Origin of the sequence: Streptomyces sp. DT190 (assembly GCF_049846985.1) — a bacterium.
GTDB lineage: Bacteria > Actinomycetota > Actinomycetes > Streptomycetales > Streptomycetaceae > Streptomyces.
In genome coordinates this window covers 135,590-154,525 of sequence record NZ_JBNCNM010000009.1, presented here as the reverse complement: position 1 = coordinate 154,525, position 18,936 = coordinate 135,590, and the positions used below count along the sequence as shown (strand labels likewise).

The window sequence follows — 18,936 nt, the reverse complement described above, 5'->3', positions numbered from 1 at the left end:
GTCCGTCACAACGGGAATGCCGAGCGCGAGGACGACGGGGGTGCCGTGGACGGGTTGGTCGAGTTCAGAACCGGTGACGGTGCGGTGGTCACGGTCGAGGCGGCCGAGGAGCGCTCCGGCTCCCGCCTGGTCGCACGGGGCGACGGCACGGTCCAGGCGACGCGCACGTTCGAGGGCGCCCTGGACGGGGTGCGGGCGGCCGCCGAGTCCGCGCTGCGGGTGTTCCGCGACGGCACGCTGAAGCCGGACGGCGTGGAGATCGAGTTCGGGGTCAAACTGGCCGCCGAGACGGGCGCGTTCATCGCCAAGGGCACCGCCGAGGGCCACCTGGTGGTCAGACTCACCTGGTCACCGGCCGCCCCGGAGGCCGAGCCCGCCCCATGAACAGCGCCGAGTGGCACGCCCGGATCGAGTTACGGGGCCGCGTGACGGGAGCGGGCTTCCTCGTCACGCCCCGTACGGTGCTGACCTGCGCCCACGTGGTGGGCGACGGCGAGGACCTGGCGGTGAGCTTCACCGAGCTGCCCGGCACACCGCCCGTGGCCGCCCGCGTCGTCGCCCACGGCGGCTGGAACGGCGGCGCCGCCGACCCCGGTGACCTCGCCGTGCTGGAGCTGGACCGGGAGATGCCGGTCGCCCCGGCCGCCCTGGCCCCGGTCGACGCCGCCCACGGCACGGCCCCGCGCAAACTCGTCGTCTACGGCTACCCGGCCGGCTTCGACGAGGGCACGCTCGCCGAATACCGGGTCACCGCGCCGCAGTTGATCAGACGGGAGTGGCTCCAGCTGGAGGCCTGGCACGCCGGCGGCCAGCCCCTGGCCCCCGGCTTCAGCGGGGCCGCGGTCACCCTGGCCGACACCGGCGAGGTCATCGGCATGGTCACGGCCGCGGCCGACGCCCGTCAGGTGCGCACCGGCCGGATGATGCCCACCCAGGTCATGGCCCGCTACTGGCCGGACCTGCGGGGCCTGGTCCCGACCTCCGACCACACCTCCGCCGAACGGGCCCGGCTGCGCGCCCTGGTGGAGAAGGCGGCCCGGGCCGGTGCCGACTGCGACCCGGTGCGGCTGTACAGCGCGGCGGCCGGCCCGTTCGACCCGCCGCCGCCCGAGGAGGGGTTCGACTCCCTGTGGTCGGCCGCCCTGTTCGTGCTGTGCGAGCTCGACGGCCCGGGCGCCGCACGGACCGTCGCCCGGTTCGCCGACCGGCTCGAAGCGCTGCTGCACACCCCGGCCGTGGCCCCCGCCGCGCCCGACTGGTCCCCGATCCTGGTCGAACTGGCCCACAGCGGGGCGGGGGACGGCCTGGTCCGGGTCGAGGTGTCCGCGTACAGCGAGGGGCGGCGCCACCCGGTCGACTCCGGCACGGTCGAGCAGCACCGGCTGCCCGCGTACGTCCAGGACCGCATCGAGGCGGCGTTCCGGTACCTGACGCCCGGCGCCGACGAACTGGTGGCGTTCGCGCTGCCCCGGGACTGGCTGGACTGGCCCGTCGACCGCTGGGAGAGCGCCCCGGACGACACCACCCCGCTGGGCTGCCTCTACCCGCTGGTCGTCACCGACCACGCCCGGCGCAAGGCCAGCACCCGGCACGTGCTGACCCGCGCCTGGAAGCGGCTCGACGCCTTCCCGGGCGCCCGGCTGCACCGCGTGGAGTGCGGCGGCCCGGAGGAGCCCGGGCGGTTGCGGATGCGGCTGCGGCGGCCCGACGCCTGTCTCGCCGGGTTCGGCACCGCCCCGGCGGCCGGCCGGACCCGGTCGCAGTTCGACGTCTCGCTCACCGCGCCGGCCCCGGTGATCGTCTGGTCGCGGGGCGGCTGCGGCTCCGGGCAGGAGGAGTGCGCCGGGACGGACGGCTGCACGGGCAAGGCGTTCCTGGACGCGCTCGACGCGTGCGTGGCGGCCGTGCCGCCCGCCGAACTGCCGCGGCACATCCTGGCGTTGCGCGAGGAGGCGCACGCGGAGGAGGACCACTGGGCGCACGGCATCCAGTTGCTGTGGGACGACCCGCGGGTCTTCACCGACCCGCACGCCGTCGCCGCCGCGCACGCGGAGTCGCCGGTGGCCTGACCCGCCCGGGTCGCCGGACGGCGGCCCGACACCTTCGAGGAACAGCTGCACGAATCGGAAAGCGGAGAACACCCCCCATGCCGCACTGGTCCGTCTACACCGGCGCCCACGAGCCGCACGACGGCATCGACGACCTGCCGGCCCCGCCGCCCTGGCGCGCCTTCGACGGCGGCCCCGCGCTGCCGCCGCCGCACGACGGCGACGACGCCTCGGCCGTCTCCCCCGACCGGGTGCACCGGGCGAAGTCGTACGTCGCCACCCCGGAGACCGTCCGGCTCGTCAACGCCGCGCTGGTGCTGCGCCGGCCGTTGCTGGTCACCGGACCGCCCGGCACCGGCAAGTCCTCGCTGGCGTACGCGGTCGCCCGCGAGCTGCGGCTGGGCCCGGTGCTGCGCTGGAACATCACCAGCCGCAGCACCCTCGCCGACGGCCTCTACCAGTACGACCCGCTGTCCCGGCTGTACGCGGCCCGGGAGGGCCGGGAGGGGCCCGGCGGCGTCGAGGACCACCTGCGGCTCGGCCCGCTCGGCACGGCCCTGCTGCCCTACGACCGGCCGCGCGCGCTGCTCGTCGACGAGATCGACAAGAGCGACCTCGACCTGCCGAACGACCTGCTGAACGTCCTGGAGGAGGGCCAGTACGAGATCCCCGAACTGGTGCGCGCCGCACGGCACTCGGGCGGCGGGGCCGCCGAGGTCCTCGCCGACGGCACGGACGCGGCCGTCACCGTCCGGCGCGGCCGGGTCCGCTGCCGCGCGTTCCCGTTCGTCGTCCTGACCAGCAACGGCGAGCGGGAGTTCCCGCCGGCCTTCCTGCGGCGCTGCGTCCGGCTGAGGCTGCGCCGACCCGGCCGCGACCAGCTCACCGAGATCGTCCGCGCCCACCTCGACACCCCCGACGGCGAAGCGGACCGGCTGATCACCCGCTTCCTGGAGCGGGCCTCCGGGGGCGAACTCGCCACCGACCAGCTGCTGAACGCCCTCTACCTCACCGGGGTCGCCGGCCTGGAGGCCGACTCCCGTGACGACCTGGCCGAGCAGCTGATGCCCTACCTCAGCGCGGCGGCGGACGGCGATGGCTTCTGACGCCGACCCGCCGCGTGAGCAGACGGCAGCACGGCACGCCGGATCGACACCGCCCCCGAGCCCCGACGCCACCCCCGCCCCGGCGCCCGGTGGCGCGTCCATGTCACGGCGGCTCGGTGGGGGCGGGCCCTCTCCCGTCGCCCGGCTCGCGGCCGTTCTGGGTGCGGCGGGTGGTGAGCCGACGCCGCGGGAGATCGCCGAACTGGTGTGGCTGGCCGACCGGTTGGGCGCCGGGCGGCAGGACGCGGCGCCGGAGGGGACGGCGCGGTCCGAGGCCCCCGCGGCCACGGCCGGCGGGGTGACCGCACCCGCGCCCGCCCCGCCCGCGCCCGCGCCCGCTGACGACACCCCGCCCGAGGGCGCGCCGCTCCTCCCGCCACGGCAGCGGCCGGCCGGCCGGGTGGCCGAGCGCGTGCCGCTGACGCTGCCCGCCCCGCGCTCCCCGGACGGCCCCCGGGGCGGCGGCGGAACCCCCCTGCTGGCCCCCGCGCCCCCGATGCTCCCCCACCCCCTCGCGCTGCAACGCGCCCTGCGCCCGCTGAAGCGCACGGTGCCCTCCCCGTACGCGCGGGTGCTGGACGAACGGGCCACGGCCGACCGGATCGCCCGGCTCGGCGCCCACCCCGACGTGTGGTTCCCGGTGCTGCGCCCGGCCCCCGACCGCTGGCTGCGCCTGAACCTGGTGCACGACACGGGCCCCACCATGCCGGTCTGGCGCCCCCTGGTGAGCGAACTGCACACGGCCCTCGCCCAGTCGGGCATCTTCCGCACGGTCACCCTGCACCCGGCCACGCCCGACGGCCGGGCCCGCCAGGTCCCCGACGCGGACGACGGCCGGACCGTCACCCTCGTGGTGAGCGACTGCATGGGCCCGCAGTGGCGCCCGGGCGAGGCCGGCGAGCGCTGGTACCGCACCCTGCGCCGCTGGGCGCACCGCCTGCCCCTGGCCGTGGTGCAGCCCCTGCCGGAGCATCTGTGGGCCTCGACCGCGCTGCCCGCCGAGCCGGGCCTGCTGACGTCCCCGGCCGCCGCGGCGCCCTCGGCGGTCCTGTCCTTCACCCCGTACGAGGCCGCCGCCCCGGCCCCGCGGCGGGCCCTGCCCGTGCCGGTGCTGGAGCCGGGCGCCCGCTGGCTCGCCCACTGGGCGGCCCTGGTCGCCGGTCCCGGCGGCGCCCGCGCCCCGGGCGCGGCGGCCTGGCTGCCGCCCGCTCCCGCGCCGCCCGCGGAACCGGCCCCGGACCTCGCCGGCTCCTCCCCCGAGGACCTGGTGCTGCGCTTTCGCGCGACCGCGTCCCCGGAGGCCTTCCGGCTCGCCGGGCACCTCGCGCTCGCGGTCCCCTCGGTGCCGGTGATGCGCCTCGTCCAGCGCGCCGTGGACCGCGCCCCGCGCCCCCAGCACCTCGCCGAGGTGATCCTCAGCGGCATGCTCACCGCCGTCCCCGGCCCGCCCGGTTCCTACGCCTTCCGCCCGGGCGTACGGGAGTTGCTGCTGCGCTCCCTGCCCCGCACCGCCCGCGGCCGGACCCGGGAGTTCCTCGCGGAGATCGGCGGCCTGATCGACGAACGGGCGGGGCTCGCGGCCGGGGAGTTCCGGGTGCGGACGGACGGCGGGCAGGACGGCGCGGGCCCGGCGTTCGCGACCGTCAGCGCGGACACGGTGCGCCGGCTGGGCGGCGAGGCGCTGTTCGCCGGGCGGTACCGCCTGACCGGCCGGCGCGGCGGGAACGGGCGGATCTCGCGTGCCGTGGACGTCCGCACGGACCGGCAGGTGATCGTGCGCCGTCACCGCGCGCAGAGCGCCCCGCACGAGCGGTTCCTGCGCGAGGCGGAGGCGCTGGCCGGGCTGGACGATCCGCACGTGGTGCGGGTGCTCGACTTCGGGGTGGAGGGCGACACCCCGTACCTGGTGACGGAGTACGTGGAGGGGCTGACGGTGTCGGAGGTGCTGCCGGGCATCGACTTCCGCACCTTCACCCGCCTGGCCGGCCAGGGCATGGCCGGCCTGGCCGCCCTGCACGCCCACGGCCTGGTACGGGGCGAGCGGGGACCGGGGGGCCTGCTGCTGCGGCCCGACGGCACCGTGCTGCTCAGCCGTTTCGCCCTGGGCGAGGAGTCCCGGGGCAAGGACGCCGCGTCGGACCTGGCGGAGTTCCGCTGGTTGCTGAAGCAACTGGCGGCGGGCCTGCGGGTACCGCCCGAGCACCGGGACCTGGTCGGCCTCGTCGAGCAGCGCCGGATGCCCGAGGCCGCCGCGTACGCGGACCGGCTGGCGGCGACGGGCCCCTGGCCCGCGGCGCGGTCCTTCACGCTGCTCGGCCCGCCGCGCGTCGGCGACGGCGCCGAGGAGATCGCGCCTCCCTCCCCGACGGCGCTGGCGCTGCTGTGCATGCTGCTGCTGCGCCCCGGGCGGCGCCTGTCCCACACCAGGCTGGCCGGGGGCCTGTGGGAGGAGCCGCCGCCGGAGCACGAGGCCGCCGCCCGGCTCCAGGAGCTTGCGGCGGAGGTCCGGCGGGTGCTGCCCCCCGACCGTCTCGTCTCCTTCGGGCGCTCCTACGCCCTGCACGCGCCGGACCTGTACGTCGACGTCACGCACTGCGAGGAGATCTCGGGCAGCGACCCCGGGCGCGCCCTCGACCTCTGGTACGGCGAGCCCCTGGACGGCGTCCCCGGCCCCGCCGCGGCGGCCGTACGGGAGCGGCTGCACGCCCTGCGGCAGGAGCTCCGGGCGGCCCGGGAGCGCGCCGAACGGGCCGCCGCGCCCACCATCGTCTTCGCGGCCGACGACCTCACCGGACACCCCGAGGCCCGCATCACCCTCGAGTACGCGGTGCACGAGATGCTCTCCCGCGGCGCCCTGGCCCCCCACCAGTTCGACGTACGGGTCCGCCCCGACGGCTACGTCGTCCACACCGAGCCCGGCACCTACGTCCTGCCCGTGCTGGTCGCCGTCCTGCGCGGCCTGGCCGAGGTCCTCACCGGGCTGGTCGACCCGCCGCCGCTGACCGTCACCTTCTGGGACGGGCCGGCCCCGCCACCGGCGGCGCCGCCCGTGCCGGCCGGCATCCAGCTGGTCGTCTCCCCGGCCGTGTACGCGCAGTTCGCCGCCAGCTCCGCCGCCCTGGGCCCCCAGCGCCTGCAGCCCCTGTACCGGGACGGCGCCACCGGCACCCCGCCCGTCGCCTGGTACTGCCCGCTCACCCCGCCCGTGGCGCCCGAGCCCGAGCGCCGCGACCTGGTGGAGGGGCCCTTCATCACGCACGACCTGCGCCGGCTGGGGATACCGGCCCCCGGCCGCACGGCCGTCGTCCACACCCGGCCCGACGGGCCGCTCACCCTCCTCGACCCGGCGCAGCCGCACGGCGACCGGCCCACGCGGTCCGTGACGTACTACAAGGTGGACCTGACCACCCACCAGTCCCACCACCGGGTCTCCCTGCCGAGCTCAGGCAAGGGTGCCTTCGCGGCCGCGGTCGAGCTGTCCTGGCACGTGGAGGACCCGGTCGCCTTCGTCCGCGCCGAGGTCACCCGGGTCTCCGAGCCGCTGCTCGGCCATCTGCTGGAGGAGGCGGCCCGGATCACCCGCCGCCACCCGCTGCGCCGGGCGGGCGCGGCCCAGCGGGCGGTCAACGCCCGGCTGCGCCACTGGCCGGTACCGGGCCTGTCGGTGGCGGCGTCGGTGCAGCTGGCCCCGGAGGGCACGGCCCTGCCCGGACCGCAGGGCCCGGCCCCCGCCGGGCGCCCGCTGTCCGCCCTGCTCGGCGAGGCCGAGTCCGTGCTGCTCGGCTTCGACGGCCCCGTGGCCCGGCTGTTCTCGGCGCAGGCGGCGGGCGCGGCCGTACTCGACCTGCTCGCCCTGGTCGCCGAGTACCGCGACCCCCGGGACGCCCCGCCGGCCGCGGTGCGGGACACGTTCACGCATCCGCTGGACGTGCTGCGGGCCTTCGCGCGGGACCCGCTGGGCCCGCTGCTGCGCGACCGTCTCGACGCGCTCGAACTGCGCGCGGTCCCGGACGCGCCCACCACGCACCACTCGGTGCCGCTGGTGCGCGCCCTGCACGACTCCGGCCGCCGCGTCAGCGTGGTCTCGGACGCCGGCGCCCCGGCCGTCCACCGCTACCTCGACCCGTACGGCCTGCCCCTGTCCGGCATCCACGCCCGCCGCGCCGACCTCGCCCTGCTGACCCCGCACCCCGACTGCCTGCTGCGCGCGGTGCACGCGTCCTCCGGCGGCGCGGGGACCGGCGTGCTCATCGGCTCCACGGTCGCCGAGCTGACCGCCGCCCAGCAGGCGGGCCTGCGCTTCGTCGGGCTCGCCCGCAACACCACCGCCGGACGGCTGCTCGAAGAGGCGGGCTGCGAGACGACCGTGACCTCCCTGGCGCCGCTCCTTCAGGCCGCCCGCTCCCTGTAGTGCCGCCGGGAACCCCCGTTCGGGCGTGCCCCGCCCGGCCCCCTCCGGAAGGCGGCCCGGGGCGCCCGCGCGCACGATGCGAGGGAGGCCCGCCGCCCGGCGGCCCCACGTCTGCGAGGCCCGCCACCTGGCGGCCCCCCACGGTCTGTGCTCTCGGGAGGACCTGCCATGACCGCCAGTCTGGAGCAGTTGCGCCGCTGCCATTTCGCCGTCGACCTGGGGGCGGCCCGCACCCGGGTCTACGTCAAGGGCGCCGGGCTCGTCGTCGACCAGCCGTCCGCCGCGGCCGTGAACACCCGCACCGGGGCGCTGATCGCGGTCGGTGAGCTCGCGGAGCAGATGACGGGCCGCACCCCGGATTACATCCGGGTCGTCCGGCCGGTCTCCGGCGGCACCGTCGTCGACATCGAGATGGCCCAGCGCATGCTGCGCCACCTGCTCGGCGACAAGATGCGCCGCAGCCTGCGCCGCAAGCCGATCCTGCGGGCCGCGGCCTGCACCCCGCACGACGCCGACCCGCTCGCCCAGCGCGCCGCGATCGAGACGCTCGTCGGCCTCGGGGCCCGGCGCGTGGAACTGGTGGACACGCTGATCGCGGCGGCGGTCGGCTGCGGACTGCCCGTGGAACAGCCCGAGGCGACCATGATCATGGTGTGCGGGGCGGCGGCCACCCAGGTGGCGGTGCTCTCCCTCGGGGCGATCGTCACCGCCGAGCGCATCCCGGTGGGCGGCGAGGCCGTCGACCAGGCGATCGTGCAGCACCTGCGCCACGAGCACGAGCTGATGCTGCCGAGCCAGTCGGTACGGCCGCTGCAGCTCGCCCTGTCGGGCAACGGCCTCACCCCGCACGGCCCGGCCTCCACGGAGATCCACGGGCGGGACGTCGCCACGGGCCTGGCCCGCTCCGTGCAGGTCGACACGGCTGCGGTGCGGGACGCCATCCAGACGCCGCTCACCGCCATCCTGGACGGCATCGGCAAGGTGCTGCGGGCCTGCCCGCCGGACCTGGTCGCCGACCTGGCCGACCGGGGGATCATGATGGTCGGCGGCAGCGCCCTGCTGCCGGGGCTGGACCAGATGCTGCGGCAGGCCACCCAGATGCCCGTGCACATCGCGGAGCGCCCGGACGTGTGCGCCGTGCAGGGCCTGGGCGCCATGCTGGAGGGCCGGATCGAGCCGCTGGCGCTCGACCCGCTGGGCAGCTGAGCGCCGGGGCCGGCCGGTCTAGAGGGCGAACCAGCAGCGGACGGTCGTGCCGCGGTCGCCCCGGTGCACCCGCACCAGGTCGGCGATCAGGTTGACCAGCAGCATCCCGCGGCCGCCGCGCTGGTCGCGCGGTACGGGCCGGCGCCCGGCCAGGATGTCGGTGAGCCGTCCCTCGTCCCGCACCTCGCACACCACGTACCCGTCCTCGCTCCACACCCGCAGCACGCCGGTGCCGCCGCCGTGCACCACGCTGTTGGTGGTCAGCTCGGCCATGGCGAGGGCGAGGTCGTCGCGCTTGACGCCGGTGAGGCCGAACCGGGAGGCCTCCCCGACGGCGAGGTGCCGGGCCTCGGGCAGCGACTCGGCGTCGAAGGCGAAGGTCAGCGCGTGGGCGACGGGGTCGAAGGGCTGGTTGTAGCGGTCGACGACGTCCCCGGGCGCGTAGGCGGCGCTGTCCCGCGCCGTCCGCGCGCCCGCGGGGATGACGACGGGGTGGGTCGCGTGGGCGTCGGCGAGCATGTGCTCGGGGAGCCCGCCGGTGTCGTACGGGCACAGGATGGTGGCCGTGCTGCCGCGGAAGGCGGCGTTGATGAGCGCCTCGTGCTGGGCGCAGGCGGGGTACTCCGTCTCGGAGCGCCCGGCCCAGATCGGCTCGCCGATGATCCGCACCCGGCGGCCGGCCGGCTGGGTGTCGGCGAAGGCGCGCAGGACGCCGGGGATGATCCGCCCCGGGTTGCGCCCGGCCTCCTCCATGTCGAGCAGCCGCACCGCGGCGGCGTCGTCGCCGAGGGCGTCGCGCACGAGGGCGAGGTTCTTGCCGGGCACCGCGACCGCGACCGGCTCGCCGGCCGCCAGGCCGTCCCGGACGAAGGGCACCGTGACGTCGAGGTACTCCTGCTCGTCCCGGTAGAAGAACGCGGGATGCACGAAGGGGTCGAGGGGCCCGAAGGCGTCCGCCACCTCAGTGGTCATGACACGGTCACCTCGATCCCCTCCTGGTCGGGCCACAGCAGGTCCAGCGTGCGCCGCAGCGCCGCCGGGGGCCGGCGCACCACGAACCGCCGCCCGTCCCGCATCCGGTCGGCGGCGGCCGCGAGCGCACCGGCGCCCGCCACGTCGACGAACGTCACGTCGGACAGCTCCAGGTGGTACACGTCCTCGCCCTCACGAACGGCCTGCTCGAGTACACCTTCCCAGATCGCCCGCGTGGTCAGACCGACCTCCCCCGCCGCACGGACTCCCCGCCCGCCGGCCAGCGGGTACACCGCCAGGCCCGGCGACGGACCGCGGGCCCCGGCGGCCGGCCCCTGATACCGAGTGTTCACGGCCCTCTCCCCACGCTCCTGCACCTCAGCGCTCGTACCCGTACGAGCCGGGCTCATTCCCCCGAACCGCGTGTAGTAAGCCGTACGGCGGGCAAGCGCACCTCACACCGGCGTCGACGGGGGCGAGTGGCGTGGTGCAGTCCGGCGAGACGGACCCGACCGACGAGGACCGACAAGGCGGTGACATGACCTCTGCGGCATCACCACATCTCACAGGAGGGCTGAACACCCTGGTCATCCGTGGCCGCGTCGACGCGGACCGTGCCGAGCTCGCCCCACGCGGCGAGCTCGTCCACGGCTGCGGGGACACCCTGGCCCGGACGCTGGCCGAGCTGCCGGCCGGCATCACCCGGGTCGATCTGGACATGGCCGACGTGCACTTCATGGACACGGCCGGGCTGCAGTTCCTGGACGTGCTGGGGGAATTCCGCCGCAGCCGGTCGGCGACCGTGACGGTGACGAACTGGAACGGCCAGCCGCGCCGCATCCTGGAGCTGGCGGGCCTCGACACCGCCGATCCGCTGACCGCCCCGGACGCCCTCCAGGCGCCCCACCCGTCGGCCGCCCCCGACACCACCGACGCGGCTCCGGCGGCCTCCGTGGTCGCCCTGGAGCGCGCGGAGCGCCTGCACGTGCTGCAGGAGGAGGTGGAGCAGCTGCGCCAGGCCATCGCGTCCCGGCCGGTCATCGACCAGGCCCGCGGCATCCTGATGGCCACGCACGGCTGCACGTCCGACCAGGCCTGGCACATCCTGCGGGAGACGTCCCAGCTGTCGAACACGAAGCTGCGGGACGTGGCGGCGGCGGTGACGGCCAGTGCCGGGGCGGACGGCCCGGCACTGGCCGCCGAGGTACGGACGGCACTGCAACGGGCTCTCGCCAGGCACGGCCGGAGCTGAGGCCTCCCTCCGGGCGGGCGGTGCCAGGACAGTTCGGCGGTGCCAGGGCTGAGGCCTCCGGGGCGACGCCAAGGCTCAGGCCTTCCGGGCGGGCGTGGCCGGTTCCGTGCTCCGTGAGTGCCGGCAGCCGCCCGTCCGGTTTCCCGCGAGAGGCGCTCGGGTACCCAGCAGCAGCCCGCTCCGCCCTCCGGCGAGGAGAACCCCATGGGTCGCGAACCCCTCAGGCACCGAGGCAGTTCCCTCGGACGAGGACGGGTGACGTACCGCCGTTCGCTGGCCGGTGGGGCGCTGTCGGGAGTCGGCGTCGCCGCGTTCGTCGACGAGGTCGTCTTCCACCAGCTGCTGCACTGGCACCACTTCTACGACAGGTCCACCCCCGACATGGGACTGGTCTCCGACGGCCTGTTCCACGCCGGGGGGTGGCTGGCCATGGTGGCGGGCCTGTTCCTCTACGCCGACCTGCGCCGCAGGGGCGGCCCGCTGCGCCCCGCCTGGTGGTCCGGCGTCTGCCTGGGCCTGGGCGGCTTCCAGCTCTACGACGGCACGGTCCAGCACAAGCTGCTGCGCCTGCACCAGATCCGCTACGAGGTCGATCCGCGGCCGTACGACTGGACCTGGAACGTCGTCGCCGCCCTGGTCCTGCTGGCCGGTCTGCTGCTGTGGCGCCGGGCCCGGCGCGTCGTGCGCGGGGCCGCAGGGTGACGGCGCCCGCTGTCCTGCCGGTGGCCGTCCTCGTGTGCTGCCTGCTGTACACGGCCTCGGCCGCCCGGCTGCGGCGGCGCGGGGACCGCTGGCCGGTGAGCCGGGACGCGGGGTGCTGGCTGGGCGGGGCGCTGCTGGTGGCCGCGTTCGCGGTGCCGTGGGAGGCGTGGCTGCCCCCGTTCACCGCGCACACCGCCGCCCATGTCACGGCCGGCATGGCGGCCCCGCTCCCGCTCGTCCTGGCCCGGCCGGTGACCCTGGCCCTGCGCACGCTGCCCCTGCCCGCCCGCCGCGCCCTGGTCCGTCTGACCCGCTCCCGCCCGGTCGCGGCCCTGGTCTTCCCGCCGGTGGCCGCGGCCGTGGACATCGGCGGCCTGTGGCTCCTCTACCGGGGCCCGCTGCCACCGTCCTGGCACCACAGCCCCCTGCTCCTGCTGCACCTGTTCCTCGCCGGTCTGCTCTTCACCTTCGCCCTGCTCGCCGTGGACCCGGTCCGCCACCGGCCGGGTCCCGCGGTGCGCGGCGGCACCCTGCTGGCGGCCGCAGCGGCCCACGCCGTGCTGGCGAAGAGCCTGTGGGCGACGGGCCCGCCCGGCACCGCCCACGCCCCCGCCGACCTGCACCTCGCTTCGCAGCTCATGTACTACGGCGGTGACGCGGTGGAGATCGCCCTGGCCCTGCTGCTGGCGTCCCAGTGGTACCGCGCACAGGGCCGGTCACTCCGGCCGCAGCGGGGTACCCGGCGACCGGCACCGGCGTGAGGAGAGACACGATGAGCGACCAGACACCGTCCCAGGCCGAGGGCGACCGCGAGGACGAGCAGACCACGCCCCCGACGCCCACCCCGACCCCGTCCCAGGCGGAGGGCGACCGCGACGACACGGAACCGGAGGACGACGACACGGCCGGCGGATGACACCCGGGCAGGACGACGAGCACCCGCCGGGCGGGCGGTCCGCCGCCCCGCCGACGGACACCGCGCGGCGCGGCCCCGCCCGGGGTGCTCGGACCGCCGTAGGGCCGGGACGTAATGTCCTCGGTGTGAGTGATGCGCCTGACGACCCGGCCCTGCGGGCGGCCTACCGACTGTGCCGACGCCGGACGAGGACCGAGGACCCCGCGGAGTACGCCCTCATCCAGCTGGTCCCCGCCCCCCTGCGCCCGGCGCTGTACGCCCTGTGGGCGGCGGCCAACGCCCTGGACGACCTCGGCGACGACCGCACCGCCCCGGCCGCCGAACGGGCCGCGCGCGTGGAGGCGTGGATCACCGCCCTGCACCGTGAACTGCCCACCGGGACCAGCCCGGACCCGATCCGCCACGCCCTGGTGGACACCGCGGCCCGCTGGCGCCTGGACCTGTCGGAGCTGGACGAGGCCATGATCCAGGTGCGGGACGACACCGAGGGCCGGCGCTTCCCCGACTGGGCGGCGTGGCGGGCCTGGGGCCGGGAGAACCTGCTGCCCTGGTTCGCCCAGGTCCGCGCGATCCTCGACGGCGCCGGCGTCCCCGTGGCCCTGCGCCTGGACACCCGCGAGGCCTACGAGGAGTTCCTCGACGGCGTCCGGCTCACGGACATCCTCAGCGACCTGTCCGCCGACCTGGCCCAGGGCGACCTGCTGCTGCCCCAGGAGGCCCTCGACCGGCACCCGGGTGCCTCGGACGACCTGACCCACTGCCGCTGGAGCCCCGCCGTGGCGGCCCTGGTGGCCGAACTGACGGGCCTGGCCCGCCGGTGGGTCGGCCAGGAGACCCTCACCCGCGGCATGCACCCCGGCCCCGCGACCGTCCTGCACACCATGGCCGCCCTGCTGCACGCCCAGCTCGACGCCGTCGACGCGGCGGGCCCGGCCGTGCTGCGCGGCCGGCCCCGCCCGGCGCTGCGCACCCGGGCCCGCATCCTCGTCCCGGCCCGCACCCGTGCGGCCCTGGCCTGGTCGCTGACCCCGCTCACGCTGCCGCCGCCCCAGCCGCTCGACGTGCCGCGGCAGCCCCCGGCCCCGGCCCGGCCGGCCACCGCCCCGGCCTTCCGCCGCCCGCCGCCCCACCCCAGCGGTGACCGGCCTCCCGCCGTCCCGGCGGCCCAGCTGCCCACCCACGTCGCGGTGATCATGGACGGCAACGGCCGCTGGGCGCAGCAGCGCGGGCTGCCCCGGCACGAGGGCCACCGGGCCGGCGCCGACGCCGTACGCGAAGTGGTCCACGGCGCCCTGGAGATCGGCCTGCGGCATCTGACGCTCTACACCTTCTCCACCGAGAACTGGAGCCGGGACACCGAGGAGGTCGACGCGATCCTCGGGCTGCTGCGCGACGAGGTGGCCGAGAACCCCTTCCAGGACCTCGACGTCCACATGCGCTGGCACGGCCGTGCCGGCCGGCTGCCCGCCGACCTGGCCGACCTGCTCCAGCTGCGGGAGCGCACCACGCGCGACCGCACGGGCCTGACGCTGACGATGTGCATCGACTACGGCGGCCGGGACGAGATCACCCGCACCGCCGCCGCCCTGGCCCGCCGGGTGCGGGCCGGTCATCTCGATCCGGACCGGATCACCGACGCGGACTTCGCCCGCCACCTGCCCCACCCGGACATGCCGGACGTGGACCTGCTGTGGCGCACCGGCAACGAGCAGCGCACCTCCAACTTCCTGCCCTGGCACGCGGCCTACGCGGAACTGCACTTCACGCCCGGCCTGTGGCCCGACACCGACCGCCGCGACCTCTGGGCGGCCGTCACGGCCTACACCCACCGCCAGCGCCGCCTCGGCGCGACGAACCAGAGCCCCTTGTCCCTGTAGCCGCCTGCGCCGACCCGCCCTCCGTCACACCGTCCCGCCCCGCCGGACGGGCACCTGCAGCCGGAACGACAGGCGCTCCACGGCCTCCCGCGCGGCGGTGACCGCCTCCTCGGCGGTGTCCGCGAGGGCACGCGCGCAGGCCACCCGGGACTCCGACGTCCGCAGCCCGTCGACCTGCGCGCCCGGGCGCGCCCCGACGGTCACCTCGGTGACGCCGGGCACGGCCCGTGCCTCGTCCAGGCCGCTGACGCCGTCGACGACACCGCGGGCGTCGAGGGCGGCGAACCAGATCGCCGAGCAGCGTGCCGGCCGGTCCTCGGCGAGGGTGGCGCGGATGTCCGGCAGGACCTTCTCGCCCAGGGTCTGACGGGCGGTGCAGTCGTCCACGTCGACGCCGGTCACGTCGAGCGTCAGCGCCGGGATCTGGTCGCCGCCCATCCGGACATGGGTCTCGATCAGACGCGGGCCCCGCGCGCCGAGCACGACCTCCGTGTGCGTGGGGCCGAACTCGATGCCCAGGGCGTCGAGGACGCCGGCCACGTACGTGTGGACCTGCTCGCGCACCTCGGGGGCGAGCGGCGCGGGTGACACGTGGCCGAGTTCCACGAAGGTGTCCGGGTCGGAGTACTTGCGGGTGATGGTCACCATCTCGTGCTCGCCCAGTTCGGAGAAGGCCTCCACGCTGTACTGCGGGCCGTCGAGGAACTCCTCCACCAGGACGCCCGTGTTCCGCAGTCCGAGGTAGCTGCCGCCGGCCCGGTCGAACGCCTCGGCGAGTTCGCTGTCGTGCGTCACCTTCGTGACCCCGGCGCTGCCCGAGCTGGAGACCGGCTTCACCACGCAGGGCAGGCCGTGCTCGGCGACGAAGGCGCGCAGTTCGCCGAGGTCGGCGGCGCGGGTGCTGGCCGTGGTGTCGACGCCCGCCTCGCGCAGCCGGCTGCGCATGGCCTCCTTGTCGTGGACGAGGGAGACCGTGGCCGGGCTGTGGGCGGACAGGCCGAGGGCCTCTGCGATGACCGCGTAGTGGTCCTGGTCGCGTTCGCCGAAGGTGCCGATGCGGGTGAAGGGGTGGCGTGCGTGGACGGCGGCGGCCAGGTCGATCCACTCCTGGTCGGGGGCGTCACCGCGCACGCCGACGACCCGGGCGTTCTCGCCGGGGGCACGGACCTTGCCGATGTAGTCCAGCTGACAGATCACCGTCGTGGGGGTGCCGGGCCTGAGGGCGCGGATGCGAGCGGGGAAGTCGCGGCCGGGGCCGACGATCAGGACGTGCTCGGACAAGGTCGTCTCGCTCTCTTCTCGTGGATGACTACTGCCAGGCCGTGTTCTCGTGCCACCAGCGCATGGCCTCGGCCAGCAGCTTGCGGACCGCGTCGGCGGTCCCGGCCTCGACGACGAAGGCGGCCGCCCCGTCCCCGACGTGCTCGACGCCGTCGCACCGCGCCCCGGGTGCGCGCAGCAGCGTCATCTCCGTCCCCGGCACGGGGCACGGCTCGCCCGGCGGCACGAAGGTGCCGTGGCCGGGCGGTACGAGGACGAAACCGACGGCGACCGAGGGGGCCGCGGGCTGGGTCGTCAGGGTCAGCGGCAGGCCGCACTGCGCCCGGAGCCCTTCGCGCGCCAGGTGGACGCCGAAGGCACGCGCGTACTGCTCTCCGACCAGGGATCCGCCGGCGCGGCTGGCGATCTCGCACAGCACGGGCACGCCGTCCGGCCCTGTCCACGCCTCCAGGTGGAAGGCGAGGGGATGCGGAGCGGGCGGCAGGGCGGCGGCGACGTCCTGCGCCATGCTCCGCAGCACGGCCGTGCGGGGGTCGTCGGGTGCCAGCAGCACGCTGCCGATGGGCAGTTCGTCGTGGATGCGCTCGGCGAGGCCGCCGGTGTACCGGCCGGGCCAGGCGTGCACGATCCGGCCGTCGCACATGATGCCGTCGACGTGGAAGAACTCCCCCGTGACGAAGCTCTCGACCATCCACTGGGCCGGCAGGTAGGGCACCTGCGAGGTGCCCTCGCGGTCCAGGAACGCCGTGACGTCCGCCGGTTCGCGCAGGATCGACACGCCCTCGGCGCCCGCGCCCAGACGCGGCTTCACCACGACCGGGAAGCCCTGGTCCTCGATGAAGTCCAGCAGGTCCGCGGGGCTGTCCACGGCGGCGAAGGCGGGCACGCCGATGCCGGCCGCCCCGGCGAGCTGCTTCATGACGAGCTTGTCCCGGTACGCGGTGGCCGAGGCGACGTCCTGGCCCGGCAGGCCCAGGCGGGCCCGTAGCCTGGCCGCCCTGAGCACGTCGCTCTCGCTGGTGCTGGCGACGAGGTCGACCCCGTACGTCCGGGCGGCCTCCTCGGCCGCCCGCTCGGCGGACCAGCTGTGGTAGCCGTCCACCAGACGGTGCATCGGGAAGTGCTCGGCGAGCACGTCCTCGGCGCCCGCCACCGCCCGGGGCGTGGTCAGCAGGACGACCTCGTCCGCCGTGCCGTCCAGCCACTCGTGCAGCGGGCGGGTGGCCAGGGGCTGCCGGGAGAGCAGCAGGGTTCTGGGCATGGTTCACGTCCTCGCTCGGATGGGGGCGGTCACGGGCCGCAGGTCTCCGTGCAGATGCACCAGGCTGTCCTCGGGCGCCCCGTGCCGTACGCGTTCGACGGCGCCCACCAGCAGGTGGTGGTCGCCCAGCCGGAGCTGCCGGTACCGCGTGCAGATCAGCCAGCTCAGGCAGTCGTCGAGCAGCGGGACCCCGCACGGGGCGGGCCGCCACGCCAGCGGTGGTGCGAACCGGTCGCCGGGCCGGGCGAACCGCAGGGCCAGGTCCGCCTGGTGGCCGCCGAGCAGCTGGATGCCGAACCGGTCGCAGTGCTTGATCCGGCTCCAGGTGCCGGAGGTCTCGGCGAGCGTGACGGAGACCAGGGCCGGTGCGGCACTGACCGAGGTGAAGGAGGTCACGGTCACGCCCAGCGGCCCGTCGGCGTCGGCCGCGGTCAGCACGGCGACCCCGGCGGCGTGCGCGCGCAGCACCGAGCGCAGCTCCGCCCCGTCGACGGTGACGGGGTCGGTGCCGCTCACCGTCCGGCCCCGGCGAGGGTCCGGAACCCCGGCCGTGGCAGGCCCAGGTTCTCGCGGAGCGTGGTGCCCTCGTACTCGGTGCGCAGGAGTCCGCGGCGCTGCAGCTCGGGCACCAGCAGGTCGACGATCGCGTCGAGGCCGCCGGGGTGGTAGTCCGGCATGATGTTGAAGCCGTCGGCGGCCTCGCCGACGAACCACTCCTCCAGCTGGTCCGCGACGGTCTCGGGGGTGCCCAGCAGGAACCGGTGGCCGCGGCCCGCGGCGACCGAGAGGTACAGCTCGCGGATGGTGAGGCCCTGCCGCCTGGCCTGCTCGTAGATCATCTGCTGCTTGCCGGTACTGCCCTGCGTGGCGGGCAGCTCCGGCAGCGGCCCGTCCAGCGGGTACCCGGAGATGTCGACCATGCCGAGCTGGTACGACAGCATGCCGAGGCCCACGACGGGGTCGACCAGCGACTGCAGGGTCGCGTACCGGTCCTCCGCCTCGGCCAGGGTCCGGCCGACGACGATGAAGGCGCCGGGCAGGATCTTGACGTGGTCCGGGTCGCGGCCGTGGTCGGCGGCCTGCTTCTTCAGGCCGCGGTAGTGGACCCGCGCCTGGTCGAGGGTCTGCTGCACGGTGAAGACGACCTCGGCCCAGCGGGCGGCGAAGTCCTGGCCGTCCGGTGAGGAGCCGGCCTGCACGATGACCGGCCGGCCCTGCGGCGGGCGGGCCACGTTGAGGGGGCCCCGCACCGAGAAGTGCTCGCCCCGGTGGCCGAGGATGTGCAGCTTCTCCGGGTCGAAGTAGCGCCCGGACTCCTTGTCGTAGAGGAAGGCGTCGTCCTCCCAGCTGTCCCACAGGCCGGTGACGACCTCCATGAACTCGCGGGCGCGGTGGTAGCGGGCCGCGTGCTCGGGCTGCTGGTCCAGGTTGTAGTTGCGCGCCTCGGCGTCGGTCGCCGAGGTGACGACGTTCCAGCCGGAGCGGCCCGCGCTCAGGTGGTCGAGCGAGGCGAACTGCCGTGCCACGGTGAAGGGTTCGTTGTACGTGGTCGACGAGGTGGCCGTGAGGCCGATGTGGGTGGTGTGGACGGCGAGCGCCGACAGCAGGGTGAGCGGCTCGAAGTGGACCATGCGGCCCTGCCGGCTGAGCTCGTCGGCGTCCTTGTACTTGGTGCGCACGCCGGCGCCGTCGGAGAGGAAGACCATGTCGAACTTGCCGCGCTCGGCGGTCTGCACGAGCGAGCGGTAGTAGTCGAAGTCGAGGCCGCCGTCCGGGCGGGCCTCGGGGTGGCGCCAGGCGGCTATGTGGTGGCCGGGCGCCGGCAGGAAGGCGCCGAGTCTCATCATGCGGCGCTGGTGGCTGGTCACCGGTGTTCTCCCTTGCTGTGGGGCGGGCGGGTTCGG

General features: G+C 76.0%; 16 protein-coding genes. 10 read left to right on the top strand and 6 right to left on the bottom strand.

The genetic code is table 11. The features are described from left to right. Nucleotides 1–45 precede the first annotated feature (45 nt). The 5 genes from ACPXCS_RS18200 (at nucleotide 46) to ACPXCS_RS18180 (ending at nucleotide 8,771) form a co-directional block, all read left to right on the top strand. Nucleotides 46–384: a CU044_2847 family protein gene (locus ACPXCS_RS18200; protein ID WP_425945107.1), complete on the top strand. Its 339-nt coding sequence runs from the start codon at nucleotides 46–48 to the stop codon at nucleotides 382–384. Then, entirely contained in the window at nucleotides 381–2,069 is a 1,689-nt protein-coding gene (locus ACPXCS_RS18195; RefSeq protein WP_425945106.1) for a trypsin-like peptidase domain-containing protein, read from the top strand. The genes ACPXCS_RS18200 and ACPXCS_RS18195 overlap by 4 nt, the downstream gene beginning before the upstream one ends. 77 nt (nucleotides 2,070–2,146) lie before the next feature. Then, nucleotides 2,147–3,154, top strand: coding sequence for an AAA family ATPase (locus tag ACPXCS_RS18190; RefSeq protein ID WP_425945105.1), 1,008 nt, complete (start codon nucleotides 2,147–2,149; stop codon nucleotides 3,152–3,154). Next, on the top strand, nucleotides 3,144–7,565 hold the full coding sequence (locus tag ACPXCS_RS18185) for an SAV_2336 N-terminal domain-related protein (RefSeq protein ID WP_425945104.1): 4,422 nt from the start codon (nucleotides 3,144–3,146) through the stop codon (nucleotides 7,563–7,565). The genes ACPXCS_RS18190 and ACPXCS_RS18185 overlap by 11 nt, the downstream gene beginning before the upstream one ends. A 168-nt stretch (nucleotides 7,566–7,733) precedes the next feature. Further along, complete coding sequence (locus ACPXCS_RS18180) at nucleotides 7,734–8,771, top strand: rod shape-determining protein (protein ID WP_425945103.1); 1,038 nt, start codon at nucleotides 7,734–7,736, stop codon at nucleotides 8,769–8,771. An 18-nt stretch (nucleotides 8,772–8,789) separates the two neighbouring features. Here the strand turns inward: ACPXCS_RS18180 and ACPXCS_RS18175 are convergent, their stop codons facing one another. Continuing rightward, a complete protein-coding gene (locus tag ACPXCS_RS18175; RefSeq protein WP_425945102.1) occupies nucleotides 8,790–9,743 on the bottom strand; it encodes an anti-sigma factor RsbA family regulatory protein in 954 nt (317 codons plus the stop codon). Next, complete coding sequence (locus tag ACPXCS_RS18170) at nucleotides 9,740–10,096, bottom strand: STAS domain-containing protein (RefSeq protein ID WP_425945101.1); 357 nt, start codon at nucleotides 10,094–10,096, stop codon at nucleotides 9,740–9,742. Before ACPXCS_RS18170 ends, ACPXCS_RS18175 begins: the two co-directional genes overlap by 4 nt. A 185-nt stretch (nucleotides 10,097–10,281) precedes the next feature. Here ACPXCS_RS18170 and ACPXCS_RS18165 point away from each other — a divergent pair, with 185 nt between their 5' ends. From ACPXCS_RS18165 to uppS, 5 genes are all read left to right on the top strand, one after another. After that, entirely contained in the window at nucleotides 10,282–10,995 is a 714-nt protein-coding gene (locus ACPXCS_RS18165) for an ANTAR domain-containing protein (protein ID WP_425945100.1), read from the top strand. A 204-nt stretch (nucleotides 10,996–11,199) separates the two neighbouring features. Then, complete coding sequence (locus ACPXCS_RS18160) at nucleotides 11,200–11,697, top strand: DUF2243 domain-containing protein (RefSeq protein ID WP_425945099.1); 498 nt, start codon at nucleotides 11,200–11,202, stop codon at nucleotides 11,695–11,697. Next, a complete protein-coding gene (locus tag ACPXCS_RS18155) occupies nucleotides 11,694–12,458 on the top strand; it encodes a cytochrome c oxidase assembly protein (RefSeq protein ID WP_425945098.1) in 765 nt (254 codons plus the stop codon). The genes ACPXCS_RS18160 and ACPXCS_RS18155 overlap by 4 nt, the downstream gene beginning before the upstream one ends. 11 nt (nucleotides 12,459–12,469) lie before the next feature. Next, the gene (locus tag ACPXCS_RS18150) at nucleotides 12,470–12,613 is read left to right on the top strand and encodes a hypothetical protein (RefSeq protein ID WP_425945097.1); all 144 of its coding nucleotides are present in this window, start codon (nucleotides 12,470–12,472) and stop codon (nucleotides 12,611–12,613) included. Between the two features lie 125 nt (nucleotides 12,614–12,738). After that, entirely contained in the window at nucleotides 12,739–14,490 is a 1,752-nt protein-coding gene (uppS, locus tag ACPXCS_RS18145) for a polyprenyl diphosphate synthase (RefSeq protein WP_425945096.1), read from the top strand. 24 nt (nucleotides 14,491–14,514) lie between these two features. On the opposite strand, the gene ACPXCS_RS18140 is transcribed toward uppS, so the two are convergent. From ACPXCS_RS18140 to ACPXCS_RS18125, 4 genes are read right to left on the bottom strand one after another with little or no spacing between them, the layout of a single operon-like run. Beyond that, complete coding sequence (locus ACPXCS_RS18140; protein WP_425945095.1) at nucleotides 14,515–15,771, bottom strand: ATP-grasp domain-containing protein; 1,257 nt, start codon at nucleotides 15,769–15,771, stop codon at nucleotides 14,515–14,517. A gap of 28 nt (nucleotides 15,772–15,799) precedes the next feature. Then, nucleotides 15,800–17,032 carry an ATP-grasp domain-containing protein gene (locus ACPXCS_RS18135; protein ID WP_425945094.1) on the bottom strand — a complete coding sequence of 411 codons (1,233 nt, stop codon included), beginning with the start codon at nucleotides 17,030–17,032 and terminating at the stop codon, nucleotides 15,800–15,802. Between the two features lie 3 nt (nucleotides 17,033–17,035). Then, on the bottom strand, nucleotides 17,036–17,548 hold the full coding sequence (locus tag ACPXCS_RS18130) for a flavin reductase family protein (RefSeq protein WP_425945093.1): 513 nt from the start codon (nucleotides 17,546–17,548) through the stop codon (nucleotides 17,036–17,038). Then, nucleotides 17,545–18,900: an LLM class flavin-dependent oxidoreductase gene (locus ACPXCS_RS18125; RefSeq protein WP_425945092.1), complete on the bottom strand. Its 1,356-nt coding sequence runs from the start codon at nucleotides 18,898–18,900 to the stop codon at nucleotides 17,545–17,547. Before ACPXCS_RS18125 ends, ACPXCS_RS18130 begins: the two co-directional genes overlap by 4 nt. Nucleotides 18,901–18,936: the final 36 nt, after the last annotated feature.